The 20,364-nt window shown below is 67.6% G+C and carries 13 protein-coding genes; 6 read left to right on the top strand and 7 right to left on the bottom strand.

Annotated elements, in window-relative coordinates:
* Positions 1–85: 85 nt before the first annotated feature.
* The 5 genes from FG323_RS03760 to pbpC all read left to right on the top strand — a co-directional run bounded on the left by FG323_RS03760 (position 86) and on the right by pbpC (position 12,587).
* Complete coding sequence (locus FG323_RS03760) at positions 86–862, top strand: DUF3011 domain-containing protein (RefSeq protein ID WP_141453098.1); 777 nt, start codon at positions 86–88, stop codon at positions 860–862.
* Positions 863–956: 94 nt separating this feature from the next.
* Entirely contained in the window at positions 957–2,012 is a 1,056-nt protein-coding gene (mtnA, locus tag FG323_RS03755) for an S-methyl-5-thioribose-1-phosphate isomerase (RefSeq protein ID WP_141453097.1), read from the top strand.
* Positions 2,013–2,287: 275 nt separating this feature from the next.
* Positions 2,288–4,984: a DNA gyrase subunit A gene (gyrA, locus tag FG323_RS03750; RefSeq protein ID WP_141453096.1), complete on the top strand. Its 2,697-nt coding sequence runs from the start codon at positions 2,288–2,290 to the stop codon at positions 4,982–4,984.
* 125 nt (positions 4,985–5,109) lie between these two features.
* Complete coding sequence (locus FG323_RS03745; protein WP_141453095.1) at positions 5,110–10,044, top strand: alpha-2-macroglobulin; 4,935 nt, start codon at positions 5,110–5,112, stop codon at positions 10,042–10,044.
* A gap of 170 nt (positions 10,045–10,214) precedes the next feature.
* Entirely contained in the window at positions 10,215–12,587 is a 2,373-nt protein-coding gene (gene pbpC / locus FG323_RS03740; RefSeq protein WP_255470010.1) for a penicillin-binding protein 1C, read from the top strand.
* A 32-nt stretch (positions 12,588–12,619) separates the two neighbouring features.
* Here the strand turns inward: pbpC and FG323_RS03735 are convergent, their stop codons facing one another.
* Together FG323_RS03735 and FG323_RS03730 are read right to left on the bottom strand one after the other, a co-directional pair.
* The gene (locus FG323_RS03735; RefSeq protein ID WP_141453093.1) at positions 12,620–13,348 is read right to left on the bottom strand and encodes a hypothetical protein; all 729 of its coding nucleotides are present in this window, start codon (positions 13,346–13,348) and stop codon (positions 12,620–12,622) included.
* Positions 13,349–13,356: 8 nt separating this feature from the next.
* On the bottom strand, positions 13,357–13,836 hold the full coding sequence (locus FG323_RS03730) for a peroxiredoxin (RefSeq protein WP_141453092.1): 480 nt from the start codon (positions 13,834–13,836) through the stop codon (positions 13,357–13,359).
* A gap of 230 nt (positions 13,837–14,066) precedes the next feature.
* Here FG323_RS03730 and FG323_RS03725 point away from each other — a divergent pair, with 230 nt between their 5' ends.
* Positions 14,067–14,954 carry a DnaJ C-terminal domain-containing protein gene (locus tag FG323_RS03725; protein WP_141453091.1) on the top strand — a complete coding sequence of 296 codons (888 nt, stop codon included), beginning with the start codon at positions 14,067–14,069 and terminating at the stop codon, positions 14,952–14,954.
* A 161-nt stretch (positions 14,955–15,115) separates the two neighbouring features.
* Here the strand turns inward: FG323_RS03725 and pilH are convergent, their stop codons facing one another.
* The 5 genes from pilH to sucB form a co-directional block, all read right to left on the bottom strand.
* Complete coding sequence (gene pilH, locus FG323_RS03720; protein WP_141453090.1) at positions 15,116–15,508, bottom strand: twitching motility response regulator PilH; 393 nt, start codon at positions 15,506–15,508, stop codon at positions 15,116–15,118.
* Between the two features lie 110 nt (positions 15,509–15,618).
* Positions 15,619–16,611 carry a YhdH/YhfP family quinone oxidoreductase gene (locus FG323_RS03715; RefSeq protein ID WP_141453089.1) on the bottom strand — a complete coding sequence of 331 codons (993 nt, stop codon included), beginning with the start codon at positions 16,609–16,611 and terminating at the stop codon, positions 15,619–15,621.
* Positions 16,612–16,841: 230 nt separating this feature from the next.
* Positions 16,842–17,435 carry a TIGR00730 family Rossman fold protein gene (locus FG323_RS03705; protein ID WP_141453088.1) on the bottom strand — a complete coding sequence of 198 codons (594 nt, stop codon included), beginning with the start codon at positions 17,433–17,435 and terminating at the stop codon, positions 16,842–16,844.
* A gap of 145 nt (positions 17,436–17,580) precedes the next feature.
* Positions 17,581–19,023 carry a dihydrolipoyl dehydrogenase gene (gene lpdA, locus FG323_RS03700; protein WP_141453087.1) on the bottom strand — a complete coding sequence of 481 codons (1,443 nt, stop codon included), beginning with the start codon at positions 19,021–19,023 and terminating at the stop codon, positions 17,581–17,583.
* A 102-nt stretch (positions 19,024–19,125) separates the two neighbouring features.
* The gene (gene sucB, locus FG323_RS03695; protein WP_141453086.1) at positions 19,126–20,349 is read right to left on the bottom strand and encodes a dihydrolipoyllysine-residue succinyltransferase; all 1,224 of its coding nucleotides are present in this window, start codon (positions 20,347–20,349) and stop codon (positions 19,126–19,128) included.
* Positions 20,350–20,364 lie beyond the last annotated feature (15 nt).

Genomic DNA, 20,364 nt, shown 5'->3' with positions numbered 1-20,364 from the left:
GTCAAAAACGGAAACGGTTTCTTGGGTTCACATTCATGATGGTCCGGTAGATTCTCCACCAACACCACCCACGGAAGATCGCGCCATGAAGCACGCCACGATCCGCGTCATGCATCGGATGCTGCCGCTGTTGTCCCTGCTGTCCCTGGGCTCCGTGGCCGCGACGGCGGCGGCCCAGGATCGCGGCTATGGCTACCCGGGGGATGGCTATGGGCAGGTCGTCCGCTGCGAGTCCCAGGACGCCAAGTACCGCCATTGCCAGGCCGATACCCGCGGCGGCGTCGAACTGATTCGCGGGCTGTCCAAGACCTACTGCACCGAGGGCCGCAATTGGGGCTGGGATCGTTCCGGCATCTGGGTCACCGGCGGCTGCCGCGCCGAGTTCCGCACCCGCGGTGGTGGCGGTTGGGGCGGCGGCGGCTGGAACGGAAACGGCGGCGACCAGATCGTCCGCTGCGATTCAAACGACGATCGCCACCGCACCTGCGCGATTCCGCGCGGCGGCTACGTGCGCCTGCATCGGCAGATCTCCAAGACCCGTTGCGTCGAGGGCTACAACTGGGGCCGTGAGCGCGATCAGATCTGGGTCTCGCGCGGTTGCCGCGCCGAGTTCGCGGTTGGTGGTCGCGGCGGCGGTGGCTGGAACGGCGGAAATGGAGGCAACTGGGGCGGCAACAACCCAATCGTGCGCTGCGATTCCAACGACAACCGCACCCGCCATTGCGACGCCCATGTCCGGCGCGGCGCCCGGGTGGAGCGGCAGATCTCCAAATCCCCGTGCATCGAAGGACGCAGCTGGGGCTGGGATCGCGGCGGCATCTGGGTCAGCGGCGGCTGCCGCGCCGAGTTCCGGGTCTGGTGACGGCGGACCTTCGCAGGAACATATCCACTGCAACATCCCCATTGAAAAGGCCCCGCCACGCGCGGGGCTTTTTTCTGGCCGCTACAATGGCGCGATGAACGACGCCTTCGACTACGCCCGCTACGACCGCATCCGTCCGATCCGCTGGACCGGCGACGCCCTGGAATTGCTGGACCAGCGCAAGCTGCCGTTCGTGGTCGAGTACCTGACCTGCGCGACCAGCGACGAGGTCGCCGCGGCCATCCACGCGCTGGCCGTGCGCGGCGCGCCGGCGATCGGCATTTCCGCCGCCTGGGGCGTGGTGCTGGCTGCCCGTGCGGTCGAGGCCGCCGACGGTGCGCAGGCCGCCGCCGCGCTGGAGCCGGCGCTGCAACGCCTCAACGCGGCGCGCCCGACCGCGGTCAACCTGGCCTGGGCGCTGGCGCGCATGCGCGCGGCGCTGCATGGAACGGGCGCGGACTGGCGCGCGGTGCTGGAACGCGAGGCGCAGGCCATCGCCGACGAGGATCTGGCCGCCAACCGCCACATGGGCGAACTCGGCGCGGCCCTGATTCCGGCGGGCAGCGGCGTGCTGACCCATTGCAACACCGGTTCGCTGGCCACCGCCGGGTTCGGCACCGCGCTCGGCGTGATCCGCGCGGGCGTGGCGCAGGGCCGGATTGGCCGCGTGTTCGCCGGCGAGACCCGGCCCTGGCAGCAGGGTGCCCGGCTGACCGCGTGGGAACTGCAGCAGGACGGCATCCCGGCCACCCTCATCGCCGACTCGGCCGCCTCGCACCTGCTGAAGACCGGCGCGGTGCAGTGGGTCGTGGTGGGCGCGGATCGGATCTGCGCCAACGGCGACACCGCCAACAAGATCGGCACCTACCAGCTCGCCATTGCCGCCCGCCACCACGGCGCGCGCTTCATGGTGGTGGCGCCGTCCTCCACGGTCGACATGGCCACGCCGGACGGCGACGCCATCGAGATCGAGGAACGCGATCCGGGCGAACTGCTGGGCATCGGCGGGGTCCGCACGGTGGCCGAGGGCATCGCCGCCTGGAACCCGGTGTTCGACGTGACCCCCGCCAGTCTGATCGACGCCATCGTGACCGAGAAGGGCGTGGTGGAGCAGCCGACGCTGGCGAAGATGCGGGCCGCTTTCGGCTGAACCGCCGGCCCGGCGGCATTTGCCGGCGTCCGGAGAGGGGGATCCCCGGGCATGGACAGGGGCGCTCCGGCGGCCTCGGGCGCGATGCCCTCCGCGAGCCATCGGATGACCGGCTAACTGCTTGTTTCGGGGCTGAAAAACGGGCGGAAAAGTCCCGCCTGTGATACACTCCGCAGGTTGTAAAAACCTGCCTGAAACCCCGCCCGCGCTAGCGTTGCCGGCTCCGTCCCGGCAGGCCGGTTTCGGCTCGAAAAACCTGAGACTACGGAACCCGAATGGCTGATCTCGCCAAGGAAATCATCCCCGTCAACCTCGAAGACGAGATGCGCAAGAGCTACCTCGATTACGCCATGAGCGTGATCGTGGGGCGCGCCCTCCCGGACGTCCGGGACGGCCTGAAGCCGGTGCATCGACGTGTGTTGTACGCGATGAACGAACTGGGCGCGCACAGCAACAAGCCGTACTACAAGTCGGCGCGTATCGTCGGTGACGTGATCGGTAAGTACCATCCGCACGGCGATCAGTCGGTCTACGACACGCTGGTGCGCATGGCCCAGCCGTTCTCGCTGCGCTACCTGCTGGTGGACGGGCAGGGCAACTTCGGTTCGGTGGACGGCGACAGCGCCGCGGCGATGCGTTACACCGAAGCGCGCATGTCGCGCCTGACCCACGAGCTGATGGCGGACATCGACAAGGAAACCGTCGATTTCCAGCCCAACTACGACGAGAAGGAACTGGAGCCGACGGTCATGCCGACCCGGTTTCCGAACCTGCTGGTCAACGGCTCGGCCGGCATCGCGGTCGGCATGGCCACCAATATCCCGCCGCACAACCTGTCGGAAGTGATCGACGGCCTCATCGCGCTGATCAACGATCCCGAGATCGACGTCGACGGGCTGATGCAGTACATCCCCGGCCCGGATTTCCCGACCGCGGGCCTGATCAACGGCACCGCCGGCATCATCGCCGGCTACCGCACCGGACGCGGCCGCGTGCGCATGCGCGCCAAGGCCGACATCGAGGTCGATGACCGCACCGGCCGCGAAGCCATCATCGTCACCGAGATTCCCTACCAGGTGAACAAGGCGCGGCTGATCGAGAAGATCGCCGAGCTGGTCAAGGAAAAGCGGCTGGAGGGCATCAGCGAGCTGCGCGACGAGTCCGACAAGGACGGCATGCGCATCTACATCGAGGTCAAGCGCGGCGAGTCGGCCGAAGTCGTGCTGAACAACCTGTATTCGCAGACCCCGATGGAGTCGGTGTTCGGCATCAACATGGTGGCGCTGGTGGACGGCCGTCCGCAGCTGCTCAACCTGAAGCAGATGCTGGAAGCGTTCGTGCGCCACCGCCGCGAGGTGGTCACCCGCCGGACCATCTTCGAACTGCGCAAGGCGCGTGCCCGCGCCCACATCCTGGAAGGCCTGACGGTCGCGCTCGCCAACATCGACGAGATGATCGAGCTGATCAAGACCTCGGCCAATCCGCAGGAAGCCAAGGAGCGGATGCTGGCCAAGACCTGGACGCCGGGTCTGGTCGGCGCGCTGCTGTCGGCGGCCGGCGCCGAATCCTCGCGCCCGGAAGATCTCCCCAGGGGCGTGGGCCTGGTCGATGGCGCCTACCAGCTCACCGATGTGCAGGCCAGCCAGATCCTGGAGATGCGCCTGCATCGCCTGACCGGCCTGGAACAGGAAAAGCTGACCGAGGAATACAAGGAACTGCTGGAGGTCATCGCCGGCCTGATCCGCATCCTGGAAAACCCGGACGTGCTGCTGCAGGTCATCCGCGACGAGCTGCTGAACGTCAAGGCCGAGTTCGGCGACGCGCGCCGCAGCGAAATCCGCCACAGCGAAGAGGATCTGGACATCCTCGACCTGATCGCCCCGGAAGACGTGGTGGTCACCCTGTCGCATGCCGGTTACGCCAAGCGCCAGCCGGTCAGCGCCTACCGCGCCCAGCGCCGCGGTGGCCGTGGCCGTAGCGCGGCGGCGACCAAGGAAGAGGATTTCATCGATCAGCTGTGGCTGGTCAACACCCATGACACCCTGCTGACCTTCACCAGCAGCGGCAAGGTGTTCTGGCTGCCGGTGCACCAGCTGCCGGAAGCCGGCTCCAATGCCCGCGGCCGCCCGATCATCAACTGGATTCCGCTGGAGGAAGGCGAGAAGGTCCAGGCGGTGCTGCCGGTGCGCGCCTACGAGGAAGGCCGTTACGTGTTCTTCGCCACCCGCAGCGGCACGGTCAAGAAGACCCCGCTGACCGAGTTCGCGTTCCGCCTGGCCCGCGGCAAGATCGCCATCAGCCTGGACGAGGGCGACGCGTTGATCGGCGTGGCGCTCACCGATGGCGGCAACGACGTGCTGCTGTTCGCCTCCAACGGCAAGACCGTCCGCTTCGCCGAGGACAAGGTGCGCTCGATGGGCCGCACCGCCGCCGGCGTGCGCGGCATCCGTCTGGCCGAGGGCGAGGAAGTGGTCAGCCTGATCGTGTCCGAGTCCGCCGGCGGCGTGGACGAGGGCGAGGAAGAGGGCGCCGAGGACGTGGTCGAAACCGGCGAGGAGGCGGTGCTGGAAACCGGCGCCGACGACGCCGACGTGGCCTACATCCTGACCGCGACCGAGAACGGCTACGGCAAGCGCACCCCGCTGGCCGAATACCCGCGCAAGGGCCGCGGCACCCAGGGCGTGATCGGCATCCAGACCAGCGAGCGCAATGGCAAGCTGATCGGCGCGGTGCTGCTGCGTGCCGGCGACGAGGTGCTGCTGATCTCCGATGGCGGCACCCTGGTGCGCACCCGCGCTTCGGAAATCTCCCGCGTCGGCCGCAACACCCAGGGCGTGACCCTGATGCGGCTGTCCGAGGGCGAGGTGCTGCAGGCGGTTGAGCGCCTGGACGCGTCGCTGGACGAGGACGAGGAAGGCGAAATCGATACCGCCGAAGCCGGCGATGTCACCGCCGCGCCGCCGCAGGCCTGAGGCCCGTCGGCAATGCGATGAGAAACCCCGGCTTGCCGGGGTTTTTCTTTTCCGGTTCCTGGCTTCGCTGACCCCAAAGCATCGTGTTCCGCGTTCTATACTGCCGCCAAGACCGGATCAGGGACATGCACATGGAATCGTTGGCTCCTTCCTTCCGCGGCGCGCGTGCCTTCGGCCTGCGCGCACTCTTCGTCGGCCTGCTGGCGCTCGGCGCGCTGGCCGGCTGCAAGCGCAACGACACCGGGCAACTGCCCGAGGCCAGCGGCGAAGCGGTGCAGGCGCAACGTCAGGAGGTGGTCGGCTTCGGGCTGGCCAGCGCCTATCCGGATCAGCACGACGGCAGCCTGGCGATCGCATTGGAATTCAGCCGCCCGCTGGTGAGCTCGCAGGACTTCGACCAGTTGCTGGCAGTGACCGGCGCCAACGGCGAAACCGTCAAGGGCAGCTGGGTACTGGACGACAAGGGCAGGATCCTGCGCTTCCCGTCGGTGGAGGCGGCCAAGGATTACGACGTGATCGTGCGCGCGGACCTGCTCGCCGCCGACGGCAGCCGGCTGGGCAAGGAACTCAAGCAGCGCGTGCACACCGGCGAACTGGATCCGGCGGTGGGCTTCGCCTCGCAGGGCAGCGTGCTGCCGGCGCGCGAGAGCCGCGGCCTCCCGGTGGTCTCCATCAACGTCAAGGAAGTCGATGTCGAGTTCCTGCGGGTCAACGAGAAATCGCTGCCGAAGTTCTTCTCCGAATACCAGCGCGGCGGCCGTCGTGGCAGCTGGGACCTGGACAGCGACTACGGGGACAACACGCCGATCGCGCAGTTGGCCGAGCCGGTCTACGTCAACCGCTTCCTGCTGGGTGGCAAGCCGAACGAGCGCCTGCTGACCTACCTGCCGATCCAGGACATCAAGGAACTGCAGGAGCCCGGCCTGTATTTCGCGGTGATGAAGCGCACCGGCAAGTTCGCCGGCGATTTCGAGACCGCGTTCTTCACGGTCAGCGACCTGGGCCTGCACACCCGCGCCTACAAGGACCAGTTGTTCGTGCACACCGCCTCGCTGCGTGATGGCGCCGCCGTGGGCGGGGTCGAACTGCGGGTGCTGGACGCCAAGGGCGAGACCTTCCTGACCGGCAAGACCGACAGCAACGGCAACGCGCTGCTGAAGTACACGCTGGACGCGGGCCATGTGCTGATTGCGCGGCGCGGCCAGGACGTGTCGATGCTGCCGTTCAACCAGCCGGCGCTGGACCTGTCCGAGTTCGCGGTGGCCGGCCGCGAGCAGGCCTGGTTCGACGTGTTCGCCTGGTCCGGCCGTGATCTGTACCGGCCCGGCGAAACGGTGCGGCTGTCGGCGCTGTTGCGCGATTTCGATGGCAGGCCGGTCAAGGCGCAGCCGATCTTCCTGCGCCTGAAACAGCCCGATGGCAAGACTTTTCGCGAGACCCGCCTGCAACCGGGCGAGCAGGGCTACTTCAACTTCGAGCAGGTCATCCCGCAGGAAGCGCCGACCGGCCGCTGGCAGGTGGAATTCCGCACCGATCCGGCCAGCAAGGAGGCGGTGCAGGGCATGACCCTGCGCATCGAGGAATTCCTGCCCGAGCGGATGAAACTGGATCTGGACAGCACCGGGCAGGCCACGCTCAAGCCTGGACAACCGCTGCAACTGCAGGCCACGGCGGCATACCTGTATGGCGCGCCGGCGGCGGGCAACCGCTTCACCGCACGGCTGGCCGTGGCGGTGGAACAGCATCCGGTCGAGGCATTGCCGGGCTATTTCTTCGGTGACCCGACCGTGGAGCTGCCGAAGGAAGCCAAGGATGTCGTCGACGCCCAGTTCGACGAAAAGGGCACCTACAGGGAAGCCATCTCGCTCCCGGCCGAAGCCAAGCCGGTGACGCCGATCGCCGCCGTGATCTCCGGCAGCGTCTACGAGACCGGTGGCCGCACGGTGACGCGCACCCTGAAGCGCGTCATGTGGCCGGCCAATACGCTGGTCGGCGTGCGCCCGCTGTTCGACGACAAGGACGGCGCCGATGCCAACAGCAACGTCGGCTTCGAGATCATGCGGGTGGATGCCGCCGGCAAGCCTCAGCCCGGCAAGGGCCTGAAGGCGACGCTGGTGCGCGAGCATCGCGACTATCACTGGAACTACGACGAGGACGGCGGCTGGGACTACGACTTCACCCGCCGCTTCGAAAACCTGGAAACCAAGGTGATCGATGCCGGCGCCACCGCCGCGCGCATCGACTATCCAGTGGAGTGGGGCGAGTACCGGCTGGACGTGTTCGATCCGGCCTCCGGCCTGACCACCCGCTATCCGTTCCGCGCCGGCTGGAGCTGGGACGATCAGAACCGTGGCCTTGATGCGCGTCCGGACAAGGTCAAGCTGGCGCTGGACAAGACCGGCTACAAGGCCGGTGACACCCTGCAGGTGACCCTGACCCCGCCACATCCGGGCAAGGGCTTGCTGATGGTCGAGGCCGACCGCATGCTGTACGTGCAGGAGATCGATGCCAAGCCCGGCAGCCGCTTCTCCATCCCGGTTACCAAAGACTGGGAGCGGCATGACGTGTACATCACCGCGCTGGTGTTCCGCGGTGGATCCGCGCCGAGCAAGATCACCCCGGCGCGCGCGGTCGGCGTGGCCCACGTGCCGATGGATCGCAAGGCGCGCCGCGTCGCCGTCGGCCTGGCCGTGCCCAAGCAGATGCGCCCGGAGCAGGAGCTGCCGGTGACGGTCAGCGTGCCCGAACTGGCCGGCAAGGCCGCGCACGTCACCGTCTCGGCGGTGGACGTGGGCATCCTCAACATCACCCGCTTCCCGGTGCCGGACGCGAACGCGCAGTTCTTCGCCCAGCGCCGTCTCGGCGTGGACGCGTACGACATCTACGGGCGCGTGATCGAGAGTTTCGAAGGCGGCAGCGCCAAGATCCGCTTCGGCGGCGACATGGTGCTGACCGCGTTGCCGCAGGCCAAGCGGCCGACCTCGCGGGTGCAGACCGTGGATCTGTTCGCCGGTCCGGTGAAGCTGGACGCCAAGGGCAACGCGCGCATCCGCCTGAAGGTGCCCGACTTCAACGGTACCCTGCGGGTGTCGGCGCTGGTGTATTCGGACGAACGCTACGGCAACCGCGATCGCGAGACGCTGGTGCGCGCGCCGATCGTGGCCGAAGCCAGCCTGCCGCGCGTGCTGGCGCCGGGCGATCGCAGCATGGTGACCCTGGACGTGCAGAACTTCACCGGCAAGCCGGGTGAATTCAGCGTGCGGGTGGACGGCGAGGGCCCGCTGTCGATCGGCGAATCCGCGCGCAGCGCGAAACTGGCGACCGACGCCAAGACCACCCTGAGCTTCCCGATCACCGCGGGCGAGGGCTACACCACCGCCAAGGTGCGCGTACGGGTCGACGGCAACGGCTTCAAGGTCGATCGCCGCTACGACCTGCCGGTGCGCGCCGGCTGGCCGGCGGTGCTGCGCTCGCGCACGCTGGTGCTGGACAGCATGGCGCCGGTGGAAATGGGGGCCGGACTGGCCGACGGATTGATGGCCGGTTCGGTCAATGCGCGGATGCTGGTCAGCGCGCTGCCGCCGATTCCCTTCGCCAGCGCCCTGCAGGGCGCGCTCGAGTATCCCTACGGCTGCGCCGAGCAGACCACCAGCAAGGGCTATGCGGCACTGGAGCTGGATGACGCCACCGCCAAGTCGCTGGGCGTCGGCGGGCTGGATGCGAAGAAGCGGCGCGAACGCATGGAAGGCGCGTTCGGCCGGCTGGCCTCGATGCAGGTCGCCAACGGCCATTTCTCGATGTGGGGCGACGACGGCTACGTCAATCCGGGCCTGACCCCGTACGTGGTCGAGTTCCTGCTGGATGCGCGCGAAGGCGGCTTTGCCGTGCCGGACAACGTCCTGCAGAAGGCGCTCAACCGCCTCAACGAGGATCTGCTGGCCGGCGGCGCGCAGTTCTATGGCTACTCGCAGCGCGATCACCTCAAGTTCGCCAACCAGGCCTATGCCGGCTACGCGCTGGCGCGGGTCAATCGCGCGCCGCTGGGCACGCTGCGCGCGCTGTACGACAACGAGCGCAACAAGAGCCTGACCGGACTGCCGCTGGTGCACCTGGGCCTGGCGCTGTCGCTGCAGGGCGACAAGGCGCGTGGCGCGAAGGCGATTGCCGAGGGTTTCGCCAAGAACGGTGATCGCCCCGACTACCTGGGCGACTACGGCACCCGCCTGCGCGATGACGCGTTGATGATCGCGCTGGTCCACGAGCGCAAGCTGTCCAAGCCGGAGTACGACCGCCGCGCGGTGTCGCTGGGCCGCGAACTGGATGCCCGCCGCAACAGCGGCTGGCTGTGGCTGAGCACGCAGGAGCAGGTCGCGCTGGCGCGCCTGGGCAAGGCATTGATGGTGGATCAGAAGAAGCTGGTGTCCGGCACCTGGACCCTGGGTGGTGAAAGCGAAACCGTCGCGCCGGGCAAGGTGTTCGGCCGCAGCCTGGATCACGCGGCGCTGGCGCGCGGCGCGCGCTTCGTGCCGGAAGGCCAGCCGCCGCTGTACGCCAGCCTGGACGTCAGCGGCATCCCGCGCACGCCGCCGGCCGCCGACGAACGCCAGATCGGCATCGAACGACGCTACTACACCACCGACGGCAAGGAGTGGAGCGGCGGTACGCTGAAGGAGGGCGAGGCACTGATCGTCCGGGTCAGCATCACCCCGCACGTGACCATGCCGGATGCGCTGTTCACCGATCTGCTGCCGGCCGGGCTGGAGATCGAGAACTTCAACCTGGGCGACGCCAAGCAGTGGGCCGACGTGGTGGTCGACGGCATCAGCGTCAGTGATCGCGGCAGCGCCGCGGACGTGAAGCACGAGGAGTTTCGCGATGATCGCTACGTGGCCGCGCTGAAGCTGGACAGCGGCGACACCGCCAAGGTGTTCTACCTGGTGCGCGCGGTGACCCCGGGTACCTACACCGTGCCGCCGCCGTTGGTCGAGGACATGTACCGCCCGGATATCCGTGGCGTGGGCCGATCGAAGGTGGGCACCATCACCGTGGTGCAGCCGTAGGGCGGGAGTCGGAAATGGGGAGTCGGGACCGGGGCGTCGGAAATCGAGCGATGCCGGTTCCCTGCTTCCCGGGATGCGAGGAGGGCCGGGACCGCGGATGCGGTCAGGCCGCCCATGTGCGGTGCGGATGTGGCCACTGACGTGATACGTGACTGATGGTTGGTTCGAGGATGTCCCGCTGGCAACGCGCATGGCGGCGCTTGCGCGCGCTGCGCTGGCCAGCCGTGCTGCGCTGGGGCGCGGTGGGAGTGCTGTTGTCGTTGCTGTTGCTGGACCTGCTGTTTCCGCCGCCACTGCCGAAGGCACGCGACACCAGCACGCTGGTGGTTGCGCGCGATGGCACGCCGCTGCGCGCCTTCGCTGATCGTGACGGCGTCTGGCGCTATCCGGCCACACCGGAAAGCGTGTCGCCGCTGTACCTGGATGCCCTGCTGAACTACGAGGATCGCTGGTTCTGGAAGCATCCCGGCGTCAATCCCTGGGCGATGCTGCGCGCGGGCGGACAATGGCTGCAGCGCGGACGGATCGTGTCCGGTGGCTCGACCCTGACCATGCAGGTGGCGCGTATCCTGGATCCGCACACACGCACGCCCTGGGGCAAGCTCAAGCAGTTGCTGCGAGCCGTACAACTGGAAGCGCACCTGTCCAAGCGCGACATCCTCTCGCTGTACCTGGAGCGCGCGCCGTTCGGCGGCACCATCGAAGGCGTGGAGGCGGCCAGTTGGGCCTATCTCGGCAAACCCGCCACGCGCCTGTCGCAGGCCGAGGCGGCGCTGCTGGCGGTGCTGCCGCAATCGCCCAGCCGCTTGCGTCCGGATCGCCATCCCGATGCCGCGCGCGCGGCGCGCGACAAGGTGCTGGCGCGGATGGTCGCGCTGGGCGTCTGGACGCCCGCGCAGGTGGAGGAGGCGCGCATCGAACCGGTGGTGGCGCGTTCCCTGCAGCCGCCGCTGTCGGCGGCGCTGCTCGCCGAGCGCCTGCGCCAGCGGCAACCGCGCGCGGCACGCATCGAATCGAGCGTGGATGCGGACCTGCAGCGCACGCTGGAAGAGCGGGTGGCGGCCTACTTCTCGCAACTGCCGGCGCGCACCTCGGCGGCCCTGCTGGTGATCGACAATGCCAGCATGGAAGCGCGCGCCTACGTCGGATCGGTGACCTTCGGCGACAAGGAACGCCTGGGCCACGTGGACATGGTGCAGGCCTGGCGTTCGCCGGGCTCGACCCTCAAGCCATTTCTGTACGGGCTGGCGCTGGATGACGGCCTGATCCATTCCGAAAGCCTGCTGGTCGATGCGCCGCAGTCGTTCGGGGGATATCGGCCCGGCAATTTCGATGCCGCCTTCAACGGGCCGATCGGCGCGGCGGAAGCCCTGCGCCTGTCGCTCAACGTGCCGGCGGTGGATCTGCTGGACCGGGTGGGGCCGGCGCGGTTTTCCGCGCGCCTGGCCAATGCCGGCATCGCACTGAAGTATCCGCGTGGCGCGTCACCGAACCTTGCGCTGATTCTTGGCGGCACTGGTGCGCGCCTGGAGGATCTGGTCGGTGCGTTCGCGGCGTTCAATCGCGGTGGCCTGGCAGGGCGGGTGCGTTACACGCCGCAGGACGTGCGCGAGGATCGCCGGCTGGTCTCGCCCGGCGCGGCGTGGATCGTCCGCGAAATTCTGGAATCGCATCCGCGGCCCGGTTACGGACAGGGCGCGTTCGACACGGCGATGCGCCCGCGGGTGGCGTGGAAGACCGGAACGAGCTACGGCTTCCGCGATGCGTGGGCATTGGGCAGCACGCGCCGCTACACCGTAGGCGTGTGGGTCGGCAGGCCGGACGGCACGCCGTTGCCGGGACAGTACGGCGCGGTCACCGCATTGCCGCTGATGTTCGAGATCATCGACAGCCTGCCGCGCGCGCGCGGCGATGCCGCCGCCTCGCCACCGCCGGCGAACGTCGCCGAAACCGAGATCTGCTGGCCGCTGGGCCTGCCGCCGGAAGCCGACGCGCCGGAACTCTGCCAGCGGCGGATGAAGGCATGGACGCTCGACGGCGCGACGCCGCCCACCCTGGCCGAGCGCGACGCGCGCCGCTGGAGCGCGGGCACGGAGGTGTTCGAGGTGGATGCGGCGACCGGCCTGCGCCTGTCCGCCGAATGCGCGCGCCCGCATGCGTCGCGGACCCGGCGCGTCGCCCGCTGGCCAGCGCTGGCCTCGCCGTGGTTGGGCGCGCAGACCCGCGCGCAGTCACGCTTGCCGACGCTGTCGCCGGATTGCGTGGACGATGGCCGCGAAGCATCGGAAGAACTGCGCATCGACGGCATCAACGACCGCGCCACCCTGGCGCGCGCGCCGGGCAGCGAACATGGCGTACGCCTGCAGTTGCGCGCGCTCGGCACCGAAGCCCGCGTGCAATGGCTGCTGGACGGAAAGTGGATCGCCGAGACCCAGGGCGCGCGCCCGTTCATGCGCGATTTCGAAGAACCGGGCCGGCACACGCTGACGGCGCTGGCCGACAGCGGCGCGTGGGCGCGGGTGAGTTTCAGTGTTTTGAACTAGTGCCGTCTGCTCATGGTTTGCTTGGTGCAGCCTCACCATTGCTTGATGGCAAATACTTCACCCAGCGTCGTGGAACCAGGAGCGATGGCATGCAGGCTCACCCCCAGGACGAAGGAACACAGCACCGCGGCCACAAAAGGCCAACCCGTGTGGCGCAGCGTCGTGTAAAGCCAGTCTTCGGCCTGGGTCCGTCTCAACTTGCGGTACAAACCAGTGGACAGCACCGCGTCGAGAGCAAGTTCCGACAGGAGTATGGGAGAGCTCCAGATCACCCAGACGAGCACAATCAGTACTCCGGCCAGGATGCCAAGCAGGGGCAGTATCCAGACATGCTCGATATCGAGGTTCGCATCGGAGATCGATAGGTCCACCGCTTCCGCGTCCATGTCGCCAGCGCTTGCCGTTGGGGGAGCCTCGAACCGTGCGCTGGCTCCGGCGCCGCCGGAGTTGCCACCGGAACCGGACCAATCCGGAACGCCAGGGCTTTCCCCGTTGGACGGGCCGCCCGGACCCGCGAGCCCCGGCGTGTCCACTTCCCGCCATCGACGCCAGAGCCAGATTTGCGCCAGGAACACCAGATAGGCAATGACGACGCAGACCGGGTAGCGCAGCCACATGGAATCCATGCCGGCTGAGGCAAGGAGCACCGAAGCCAGGAAGCCGGAGAAGGCGGTGATGGCGACGATGACCGCCATCTGCAGGCGCGGCGCGGAGACACGCGCAGCCAACCGCGCATGCAGTGCCAACTCCCGCTGGCGCATGGAGCCGCTCAGCCGATATTCGCCAGCACGTGCTCGGCCGAAGACACCTTGTATTCGCCGGGCGCCTCGATGAACAGGTTGCGGACCACGCCGTCCTCGGCATAGAGCGCGAAGCGACGCGCGCGGATACCCATGCCGTAGCTGCTGGCGTCCATCTGCAGGCCGAGCGCCTTGACCAGATCGGCGTTGCCGTCGGCGAGCATCTGCAGGCCGTCGGGCACGTGCTGGGTCTTGCCCCATGCCTGCATGACGAACGGGTCGTTGACCGACACGCAGAACACTTCGATGCCGCGCTTGCGGAATTCGTCAAAATGCTGGACGAAGCTGGGCAGGTGCTTTTCCGAACAGGTCGGGGTGAATGCGCCGGGCACCGCGAACAGCACGGCCTTGCGGCCCTCGAACAGTGCACGCGTGTCCACGGTTTCGACGCCGTCGCGGATGCGCTTGAGGATGACTTCGGGGATTTGCTCGCCAATCTGGATGGTCATGGTCGGATCCTGGTGAGGAAGGCTGAATGGAGTTTAGCCCGCCTCGCCAACGGCGCGCGTTACGAAGGCATGCCCGCGGCGTGAATCCGACCACATCCGCGCCCGGGGTGGTCTGATGACCCATCCCGGCAAGCGGCGCGCCAACCGCTAGAATTGGCGCGTGGCGCCCGCTTCGCGGGCCTCCGTGTCCCGCCGGCGGCCGGCAGGCGCGGTTTTCCAGTGGAGACCCGATGCAATTCAAGGACTACTACGCGGTACTGGGCGTTGAACCGAGCGCCGGCGATGCCGAGATCAAGACGGCGTACCGGCGGATGGCGCGCAAGTACCATCCCGACGTCAGCAAGGAGGCCGGCGCGGAGGATCAGTTCAAGGCGGTCAACGAGGCGTACGAGGCGCTGCGCGATCCGCAGAAGCGCGCGGCGTATGACCAGTTGCGCGCGCGCGGTTATCGCCCCGGCGAGGAGTTCCGGCCGCCGCCTGATTTCGGCCAGGGCGGCTATGGCGGACAGAACTTCGACTTCGACGAGGTCTTCGGCAGCACCGGCGGTGGTGGCGGCTTCAGCGACTTTTTCGAGGGTCTTTTCGGTCGCCGTGGACGTGCTGACGGTGCGCAGGCGCGGGGACCGCATGCGCCGCGCGACTCGCGCGCCAAACTGGCCGTGCCCTTGCAGGCGGTCCACGACGGCGGCAGCGTGCGGGTGAACGTCAATGGCCGTCAGCTCGAGGTCAAGGTGCCCAAGGGCATCAAGCCGGGCCAGGTCATCCGCCTGGCCGGGCAGGGCGGCAGCGGTGGCAACCTGCTGCTGGAAATCGAGTACGCCGCGCACCCGCAGTTCGAGGTCGATGGCCGCAACATCATCCATGTGTTGCCGGTGGCGCCCTGGCAGGCGGCGCTGGGCGCGTCGATGACGGTGCCGACCCTGGGCGGCGAGGTCGAAGTGAAGATTCCGCCGGACTCGGAGGCCGGACGCAAGCTGCGCCTGCGTGGTCGCGGCTTGCCGGGCAATCCGGCCGGCGATCAGATCGTCGAACTGGAAATCACCGCGCCGCGCGCCACCAGCGAGGAGCAGCGGGAAGCCTATCGCGTGCTGGCCCGGGCCTTCGACGAGAAGCCGTAACGACCTCTTGTGGGAGCGACGTCAGTCGCGATTCCCCGGATGGCTAGTCGCGTTCGCGAATCGCGACTGACGTCGCTCCCACAGGGGGAAACATGCGCTGCCCAAACAAGAAGAGCAGGCCCAGGCCTGCTCTTCTTGTTTGCGTCTGGTTGCCGGGCGAATCAGGCCGCGGGCGGTTCCGGCAGCTCGCGCGCGTTGAACACGCGCTCGATGACCTCGGCCAGCTCGTCCTCGGAGAACGGCTTGGTCAGGTAGGCCTTGGCGCCCTGGCGCAGGCCCCACATGCGGTCGGTGTCCTGGTCCTTGGTGGTCACCAGGATGACCGGGATGTGCTTGGTGCTGGCTTCACGGCTCAGCGTGCGGGTGGCCTGGAAGCCGTTGAGGTTGGGCATCACCACGTCCATCAGCACCATGTCCGGCAGCTCGCGCTTGGCCACTTCCACGCCCGCGGCGCCGTCCTCGGCGGTGAGGGACTCGTGCCCCAGTTTTTCGACGATGCGCTGGATGCCCAGCAACTGCGAAGGTGAATCGTCGACGATCAGAATGCGTGCCATGGAGTTCCCCGGATGTCCCCAAATTGTCCCCGCACCGATTGTAGGAGCGGGCCCGGGAGAAAGAAACGGGGGCGTTCCCGGACACGCCGTCGGGCGGCCCCCGACGGCCCTCAGAAAGTGACCAGGGTACGGCCGAACGAGCCCCCGGAAAGCATGTTCCTGAACACCTCCGGCAGCCCGTCCAGCGTGGTTTCGCGGGTGCAGATGGCGTCCAGGCGGGCCGGTTTCCAGTCGTCGGCCAAATGCCGCCAGATGTCGTCGCGGATGGCGCGCGCGGTGCCGGCCGAGGCCACGCCGACGAGCGATACGCCCCGGATGATGAACGGCATGACCGTGATGTCCAGTTCGGTGGTCGCGGCCAGCCCCGCGCTGGCGACATTGCCATAGGGCACGGTCTGGGCCAGCAGGCTGGCCAGCATTGGTCCGCCCACGTTGTCCAGGCCGCCGCCGAAGCGGGCCGATTCCATGGGCCGGCGGGTGGCCAATGCGTCGCGTCCCAATACCTCGCCGGCACCCAGCGACTTCAGGAAGTCAGCGTGCTCGGGCTTGCCGCTGATGGCGTGCACCTCGTAGCCGGCGCGGCTGAAGATGTTGACCGCCAGCGTACCCACGCCGCCGGTCGCGCCGGTGACCGCCAGCGGCCCCAGGTCCGGCGTCTGGCGGTTGTCGCGCATCCGGTACAGCGCCAGCGCGGCGGTGAAGCCGGCCGTGCCCAGGATCATGCTTTCGCGCAGGCTTAGACCTTTGGGCAGGGGAATCACCCACTTCGCCTCCAGCCGGGCGTATTCGCCGTAGCCGCCGTCGCGGGTTTCACTGAGGCCGCAGCCGGTGACCAGCACTTCGTCGCCTTCGCGGAAGGCCGGATCAGTGGAGGCCACCACGTGCCCGGCCACGTCGATGCCGCCGACCAGCGGGAACCGGCGCAGGATTTTGCCTTCGCCGGTGCCGGCCAGCGCGTCCTTGAAGTTCACCGAGGAGTACGCGGTCTTGATCAGCACCTCGCCGGGATTCAGATCGTCCAGCGAAATCGTTTCGATGCCGCCGCGGTAGCCGCTGGCGTCGTTGTGGATGCGGAAGGCGTTGAACGAGGTGGGCAGGGTCATGTGGGGCGCTCGGGTTCCGGGACTATCAACAGGTGGACGGGAGGATGTCCGGATACGGATCCCGTCACTGGGGGTTGGCATCCTCGATGAACTGGATCTTCCAGATCCGCTTCCATGCCTTCAATGCCTTTTCGCGCAGGATGGCAGATTCCATCTGCCGTGGACTCTGGAAGTCAAAATAGTTCCCGGCGTTCCCCGGGACGACGGCGGTAAGTGCTTTGGCTGTCGCCTCAGCGCAGTGACTTGCGCCGCTTCTCATCCATCCATTTCGACGCCTGGGCCGGCTGATAGGCATTCATCCAGTCGAACATCGCGCTGAGGTCCTCGCCGTGCCACAGGTCCTTGCGCTGGTCAGGGTGCAGGAAGCGTTCTTCGACCATGCGGTCGATCATGCCCATCAGTGGCGCATAGAAGCCATCGGCATCCAGGAACGCGCAGGGCTTGTCGCCGATGCCGAGCTGGCGCCAGGTCAGCATTTCGAACATCTCGTCCAAGGTACCGAAGCCGCCGGGCAGGGCGACGAAGGCGTCGGACAGGTCGAACATGCGCTTCTTGCGCTCGTGCATGTTGGCGACCACTTCCAGCCGGGTCACGCCCTTGTGCGCGACTTCCCAGTTGACCAACTGCTCGGGAATCACCCCGACGACCTCGCCTCCGCCGGCCAGCACCGCATCGGCGACGATCCCCATCAGGCCGACGTTGCCGCCGCCGTAGACCAGTTGCAGCCCCTCGCAGGCGATGCGATCACCCAGCGCGACCGCGCGTTCGGCGTAAAGGGGCTTGCTGCCGGCATTGGAGCCGCAATAGACACAGATGCTTTTCATGGATGGGAATGGGGAATCGGGAATGGAGAATCGTGGAAAGCCGAAACGCACGACGCCGGGCTTGCCCGGCGTCGTATGAAACGGGGAGCGGGGATGGAAAGGAGCATCCTTCGATTCTCCATTCCCGATTCCCCATTCCCGGCTGTCAATTGGCCTTGTGGATCGAACGCTTGTCCACCGCCATGGCGGCGTCGTGGATGGCCTCGGACAGGGTCGGATGGGCGTGGCAGATGCGGGCCAGGTCGTCGGCCGAGCCGTTGAACTCCATGGTCAGCACGCCTTCGTGCACCAGTTCCGAGACGCCGACGCCGACCAGGTGCAGGCCCAGCACGCGGTCGGTTTCCGCGTGGGCGATGACCTTGACGAAGCCCGCCGGCTCGCCCATCGCGACGGCGCGGGCAATCGCGGCGAACGGGAAGCTGCCGGTCTTGTACGGCGTGCCTTCGGCCTTGAGCTGCTGCTCGGTCTTGCCGACCCAGGCGATTTCCGGTTCGGTGTAGATCACCCACGGCACGGTGTCGAAGTTGACGTGGCCGGGCAGGCCGGCGATCAGTTCGGCCACCGCGATGCCTTCCTCGAAACCCTTGTGCGCCAGCATCGGGCCGCGCACGCAGTCGCCGATCGCCCAGACGCCGTCGACGCCGGTGTGGCAATGCTCGTCGACCTCGATCTGGCCGCGCTCGTTGAGCTTCACGCCGGTACCGTCGGCCAGCACGCCCTTGGTGGCGGCGCGGCGGCCCACGGCCACCAGCAGCTTGTCCACGGTCAGGGTCTTCTCGCCTTCGGCATCGGTGTAGGTGACCACGACTTCCTTGGTCTTGCCCTTGCCGGTGATTTCGGTCTTGCTGACCTTGGCGCCGAGGCGGATATCCAGGCCCTGCTTCTTGAATTCGCGCGCCGCGGTCTTGGCCACTTCGGCATCGGCGACGGCGAGGAAATCGGGCAGGGCTTCCAGGATGGTGACTTCGGCGCCCAGGCGCTTCCACACGCTGCCCAGTTCCAGGCCGATCACGCCGGCGCCGATCACGGCCAGGCGCTTGGGCACGACGGTGAAGTCGAGCGCGCCGACGTTGTCGACGATGTATTCGTTGTCGAACTTGGCGAACGGCAGTTCGATGGAATCAGAACCGGCCGCCAGGATCACGTTGGTGCCCTTGAGCTCGACCTCGCTGCCGTCGTGCTGCTTGACCTTGACCACGTTGCCCGGCTGCAGCTGGCCGAAGCCGTAGAACGGGGTGATCTTGTTGGCCTTGAACAGCATCGCGATGCCGCCGGTGAACTGCTTCACGATCTTGTCCTTGCGGCCCACCATCGTGGCGACGTCGATCTTGGCGTCCTTGGTGCTGATGCCGTGCTCGCCGAACAGGTGCTGCAGGTTGTAGAACTGGCGCGAGCTGTCCAGCAGCGCCTTGGAGGGCACGCAGCCCACGCGCAGGCAGGTGCCGCCCAGGGCCGGCTTGCCGTCCTTGCCCAGCGCGGCGTCGATGCAGGCGACCTTCATGCCCAGCTGCGCGGCGCGGATGGCGGCGTGATAGCCGGCGGGACCGGCACCGATGACGACGACGTCGAATTGTTGTTGTTCGCTCATGCTTCGCTCACACGGGAATGGTGAATTGGGAATGGGGAATCGCAAAAGCGGGATGGAGCGGGCTTTGACGATTCCCGATTCTCCATTCCCGATTCCCGTCGCTTACATGCCAAGCAGCATGCGGTGCGGGTTTTCCAGCTGGTTCTTGATGTCGACCAGGAACAGCACCGCGTCCTTGCCGTCGATGATGCGGTGATCGTAGGACAGCGCGATGTACATCATCGGCGCGGCCACGACCTGGCCGTTCTCGACGATGGCGCGTTCCTTGATCGCGTGCATGCCGAGGATGGCGCTCTGCGGCGGGTTGACGATCGGGGTGGACATCAGCGAACCGAAGGTGCCGCCGTTGGTGATGGTGAAGGTGCCGCCCTGCAGGTCTTCCAGGCCCAGCTTGCCGTCACGCGCCTTCTTGGCGTAGTCGGCGATGCCCTTTTCGATGTCGGCGAAGCTCTGGCGCTCGACGTTGCGCAGCACCGGGGTGACCAGGCCCTTGTCGGTGGACACGGCGATCGAGATGTCGGCGTAGCCGTGGTAGATGATGTCGTTGCCGTCGACCGAGGCGTTGACCACCGGATGGCGCTGCAGCGCGTTGGCGGCGGCCTTGGCGAAGAAGCTCATGAAGCCCAGCTTGATGCCGTTGGCCTTCTCGAACGATTCGCCCAGTTCCTTGCGCATCGCCATGACCTTGCCCAGGTTGACCTCGTTGAACGAGGTCAGCATGGCGATGGAGTTCTTGGACTGCATCAGGCGCTCGGCGATGCGGGCGCGGATGCGGGTCATCGGCACGCGCTCTTCCGGACGGGCGCCACCGGACACGCCGGCGGTCTTGCCGCTGGCGTAGTTGACCAGGTCTTCCTTGGTGACCGCGCCGCGACGACCGGTGCCTTCGACCTGCGACGGATCGATGCCCTGGGTGACGGCGGTGAAGCGCGCACCCGGCGGCAGGGACTCGACGCCGGCGGTGGCGGCGGGGGCCGGGGCGGATTTGGCGGCCTGAGCAGGAGCAGGAGCAGCGGCGGCGGGCGCCGCGGCCTTCGGGGCTTCGGCCTTGGGTGCCTCGGCGGCCGGCGCGGCAGCGGCGGCGACCGCGCCTTCCTCGATGATCGCCAGCAGCTGCTGGCTGGTCACGGTGTCGCCTTCCTTGAACTTGATTTCCTTGATCACGCCGTCGACCGGGGACGGCACTTCGAGCACGACCTTGTCGGTTTCCAGATCCAGCAGGTTCTCGTCGCGCTTGACCGCGTCGCCGACCTTCTTGTGCCAGGTGGCGATGGTGGCGTCGGAGACGGATTCGGGGAGAACCGGAACTTTGACTTCAGTGGCCATGGATGGAGGCGTCCT

Source organism: Pseudoxanthomonas sp. z9 (genome assembly GCF_006542425.1).
In the GTDB taxonomy this organism is placed as follows: domain Bacteria; phylum Pseudomonadota; class Gammaproteobacteria; order Xanthomonadales; family Xanthomonadaceae; genus Pseudoxanthomonas_A.
This window is presented reverse-complemented; position numbering and strand designations above follow the sequence as displayed.

Bases quoted from the DNA above. Each gene is read 5' to 3' on its own strand.
- FG323_RS03760 (WP_141453098.1), top strand. From the start codon at position 86: ATGAAGCACGCCACGATCCGCGTCATGCATCGGATGCTGCCGCTGTTG.
- mtnA (WP_141453097.1), top strand. From the start codon at position 957: ATGAACGACGCCTTCGACTACGCCCGCTACGACCGCATCCGTCCGATC.
- gyrA (WP_141453096.1), top strand. From the start codon at position 2,288: ATGGCTGATCTCGCCAAGGAAATCATCCCCGTCAACCTCGAAGACGAG.
- FG323_RS03745 (WP_141453095.1), top strand. From the start codon at position 5,110: ATGCACATGGAATCGTTGGCTCCTTCCTTCCGCGGCGCGCGTGCCTTC.
- pbpC (WP_255470010.1), top strand. From the start codon at position 10,215: ATGTCCCGCTGGCAACGCGCATGGCGGCGCTTGCGCGCGCTGCGCTGG.
- FG323_RS03735 (WP_141453093.1), bottom strand. From the start codon at position 13,348: ATGCGCCAGCGGGAGTTGGCACTGCATGCGCGGTTGGCTGCGCGTGTC.
- FG323_RS03730 (WP_141453092.1), bottom strand. From the start codon at position 13,836: ATGACCATCCAGATTGGCGAGCAAATCCCCGAAGTCATCCTCAAGCGC.
- FG323_RS03725 (WP_141453091.1), top strand. From the start codon at position 14,067: ATGCAATTCAAGGACTACTACGCGGTACTGGGCGTTGAACCGAGCGCC.
- pilH (WP_141453090.1), bottom strand. From the start codon at position 15,508: ATGGCACGCATTCTGATCGTCGACGATTCACCTTCGCAGTTGCTGGGC.
- FG323_RS03715 (WP_141453089.1), bottom strand. From the start codon at position 16,611: ATGACCCTGCCCACCTCGTTCAACGCCTTCCGCATCCACAACGACGCC.
- FG323_RS03705 (WP_141453088.1), bottom strand. From the start codon at position 17,435: ATGAAAAGCATCTGTGTCTATTGCGGCTCCAATGCCGGCAGCAAGCCC.
- lpdA (WP_141453087.1), bottom strand. From the start codon at position 19,023: ATGAGCGAACAACAACAATTCGACGTCGTCGTCATCGGTGCCGGTCCC.
- sucB (WP_141453086.1), bottom strand. From the start codon at position 20,349: ATGGCCACTGAAGTCAAAGTTCCGGTTCTCCCCGAATCCGTCTCCGAC.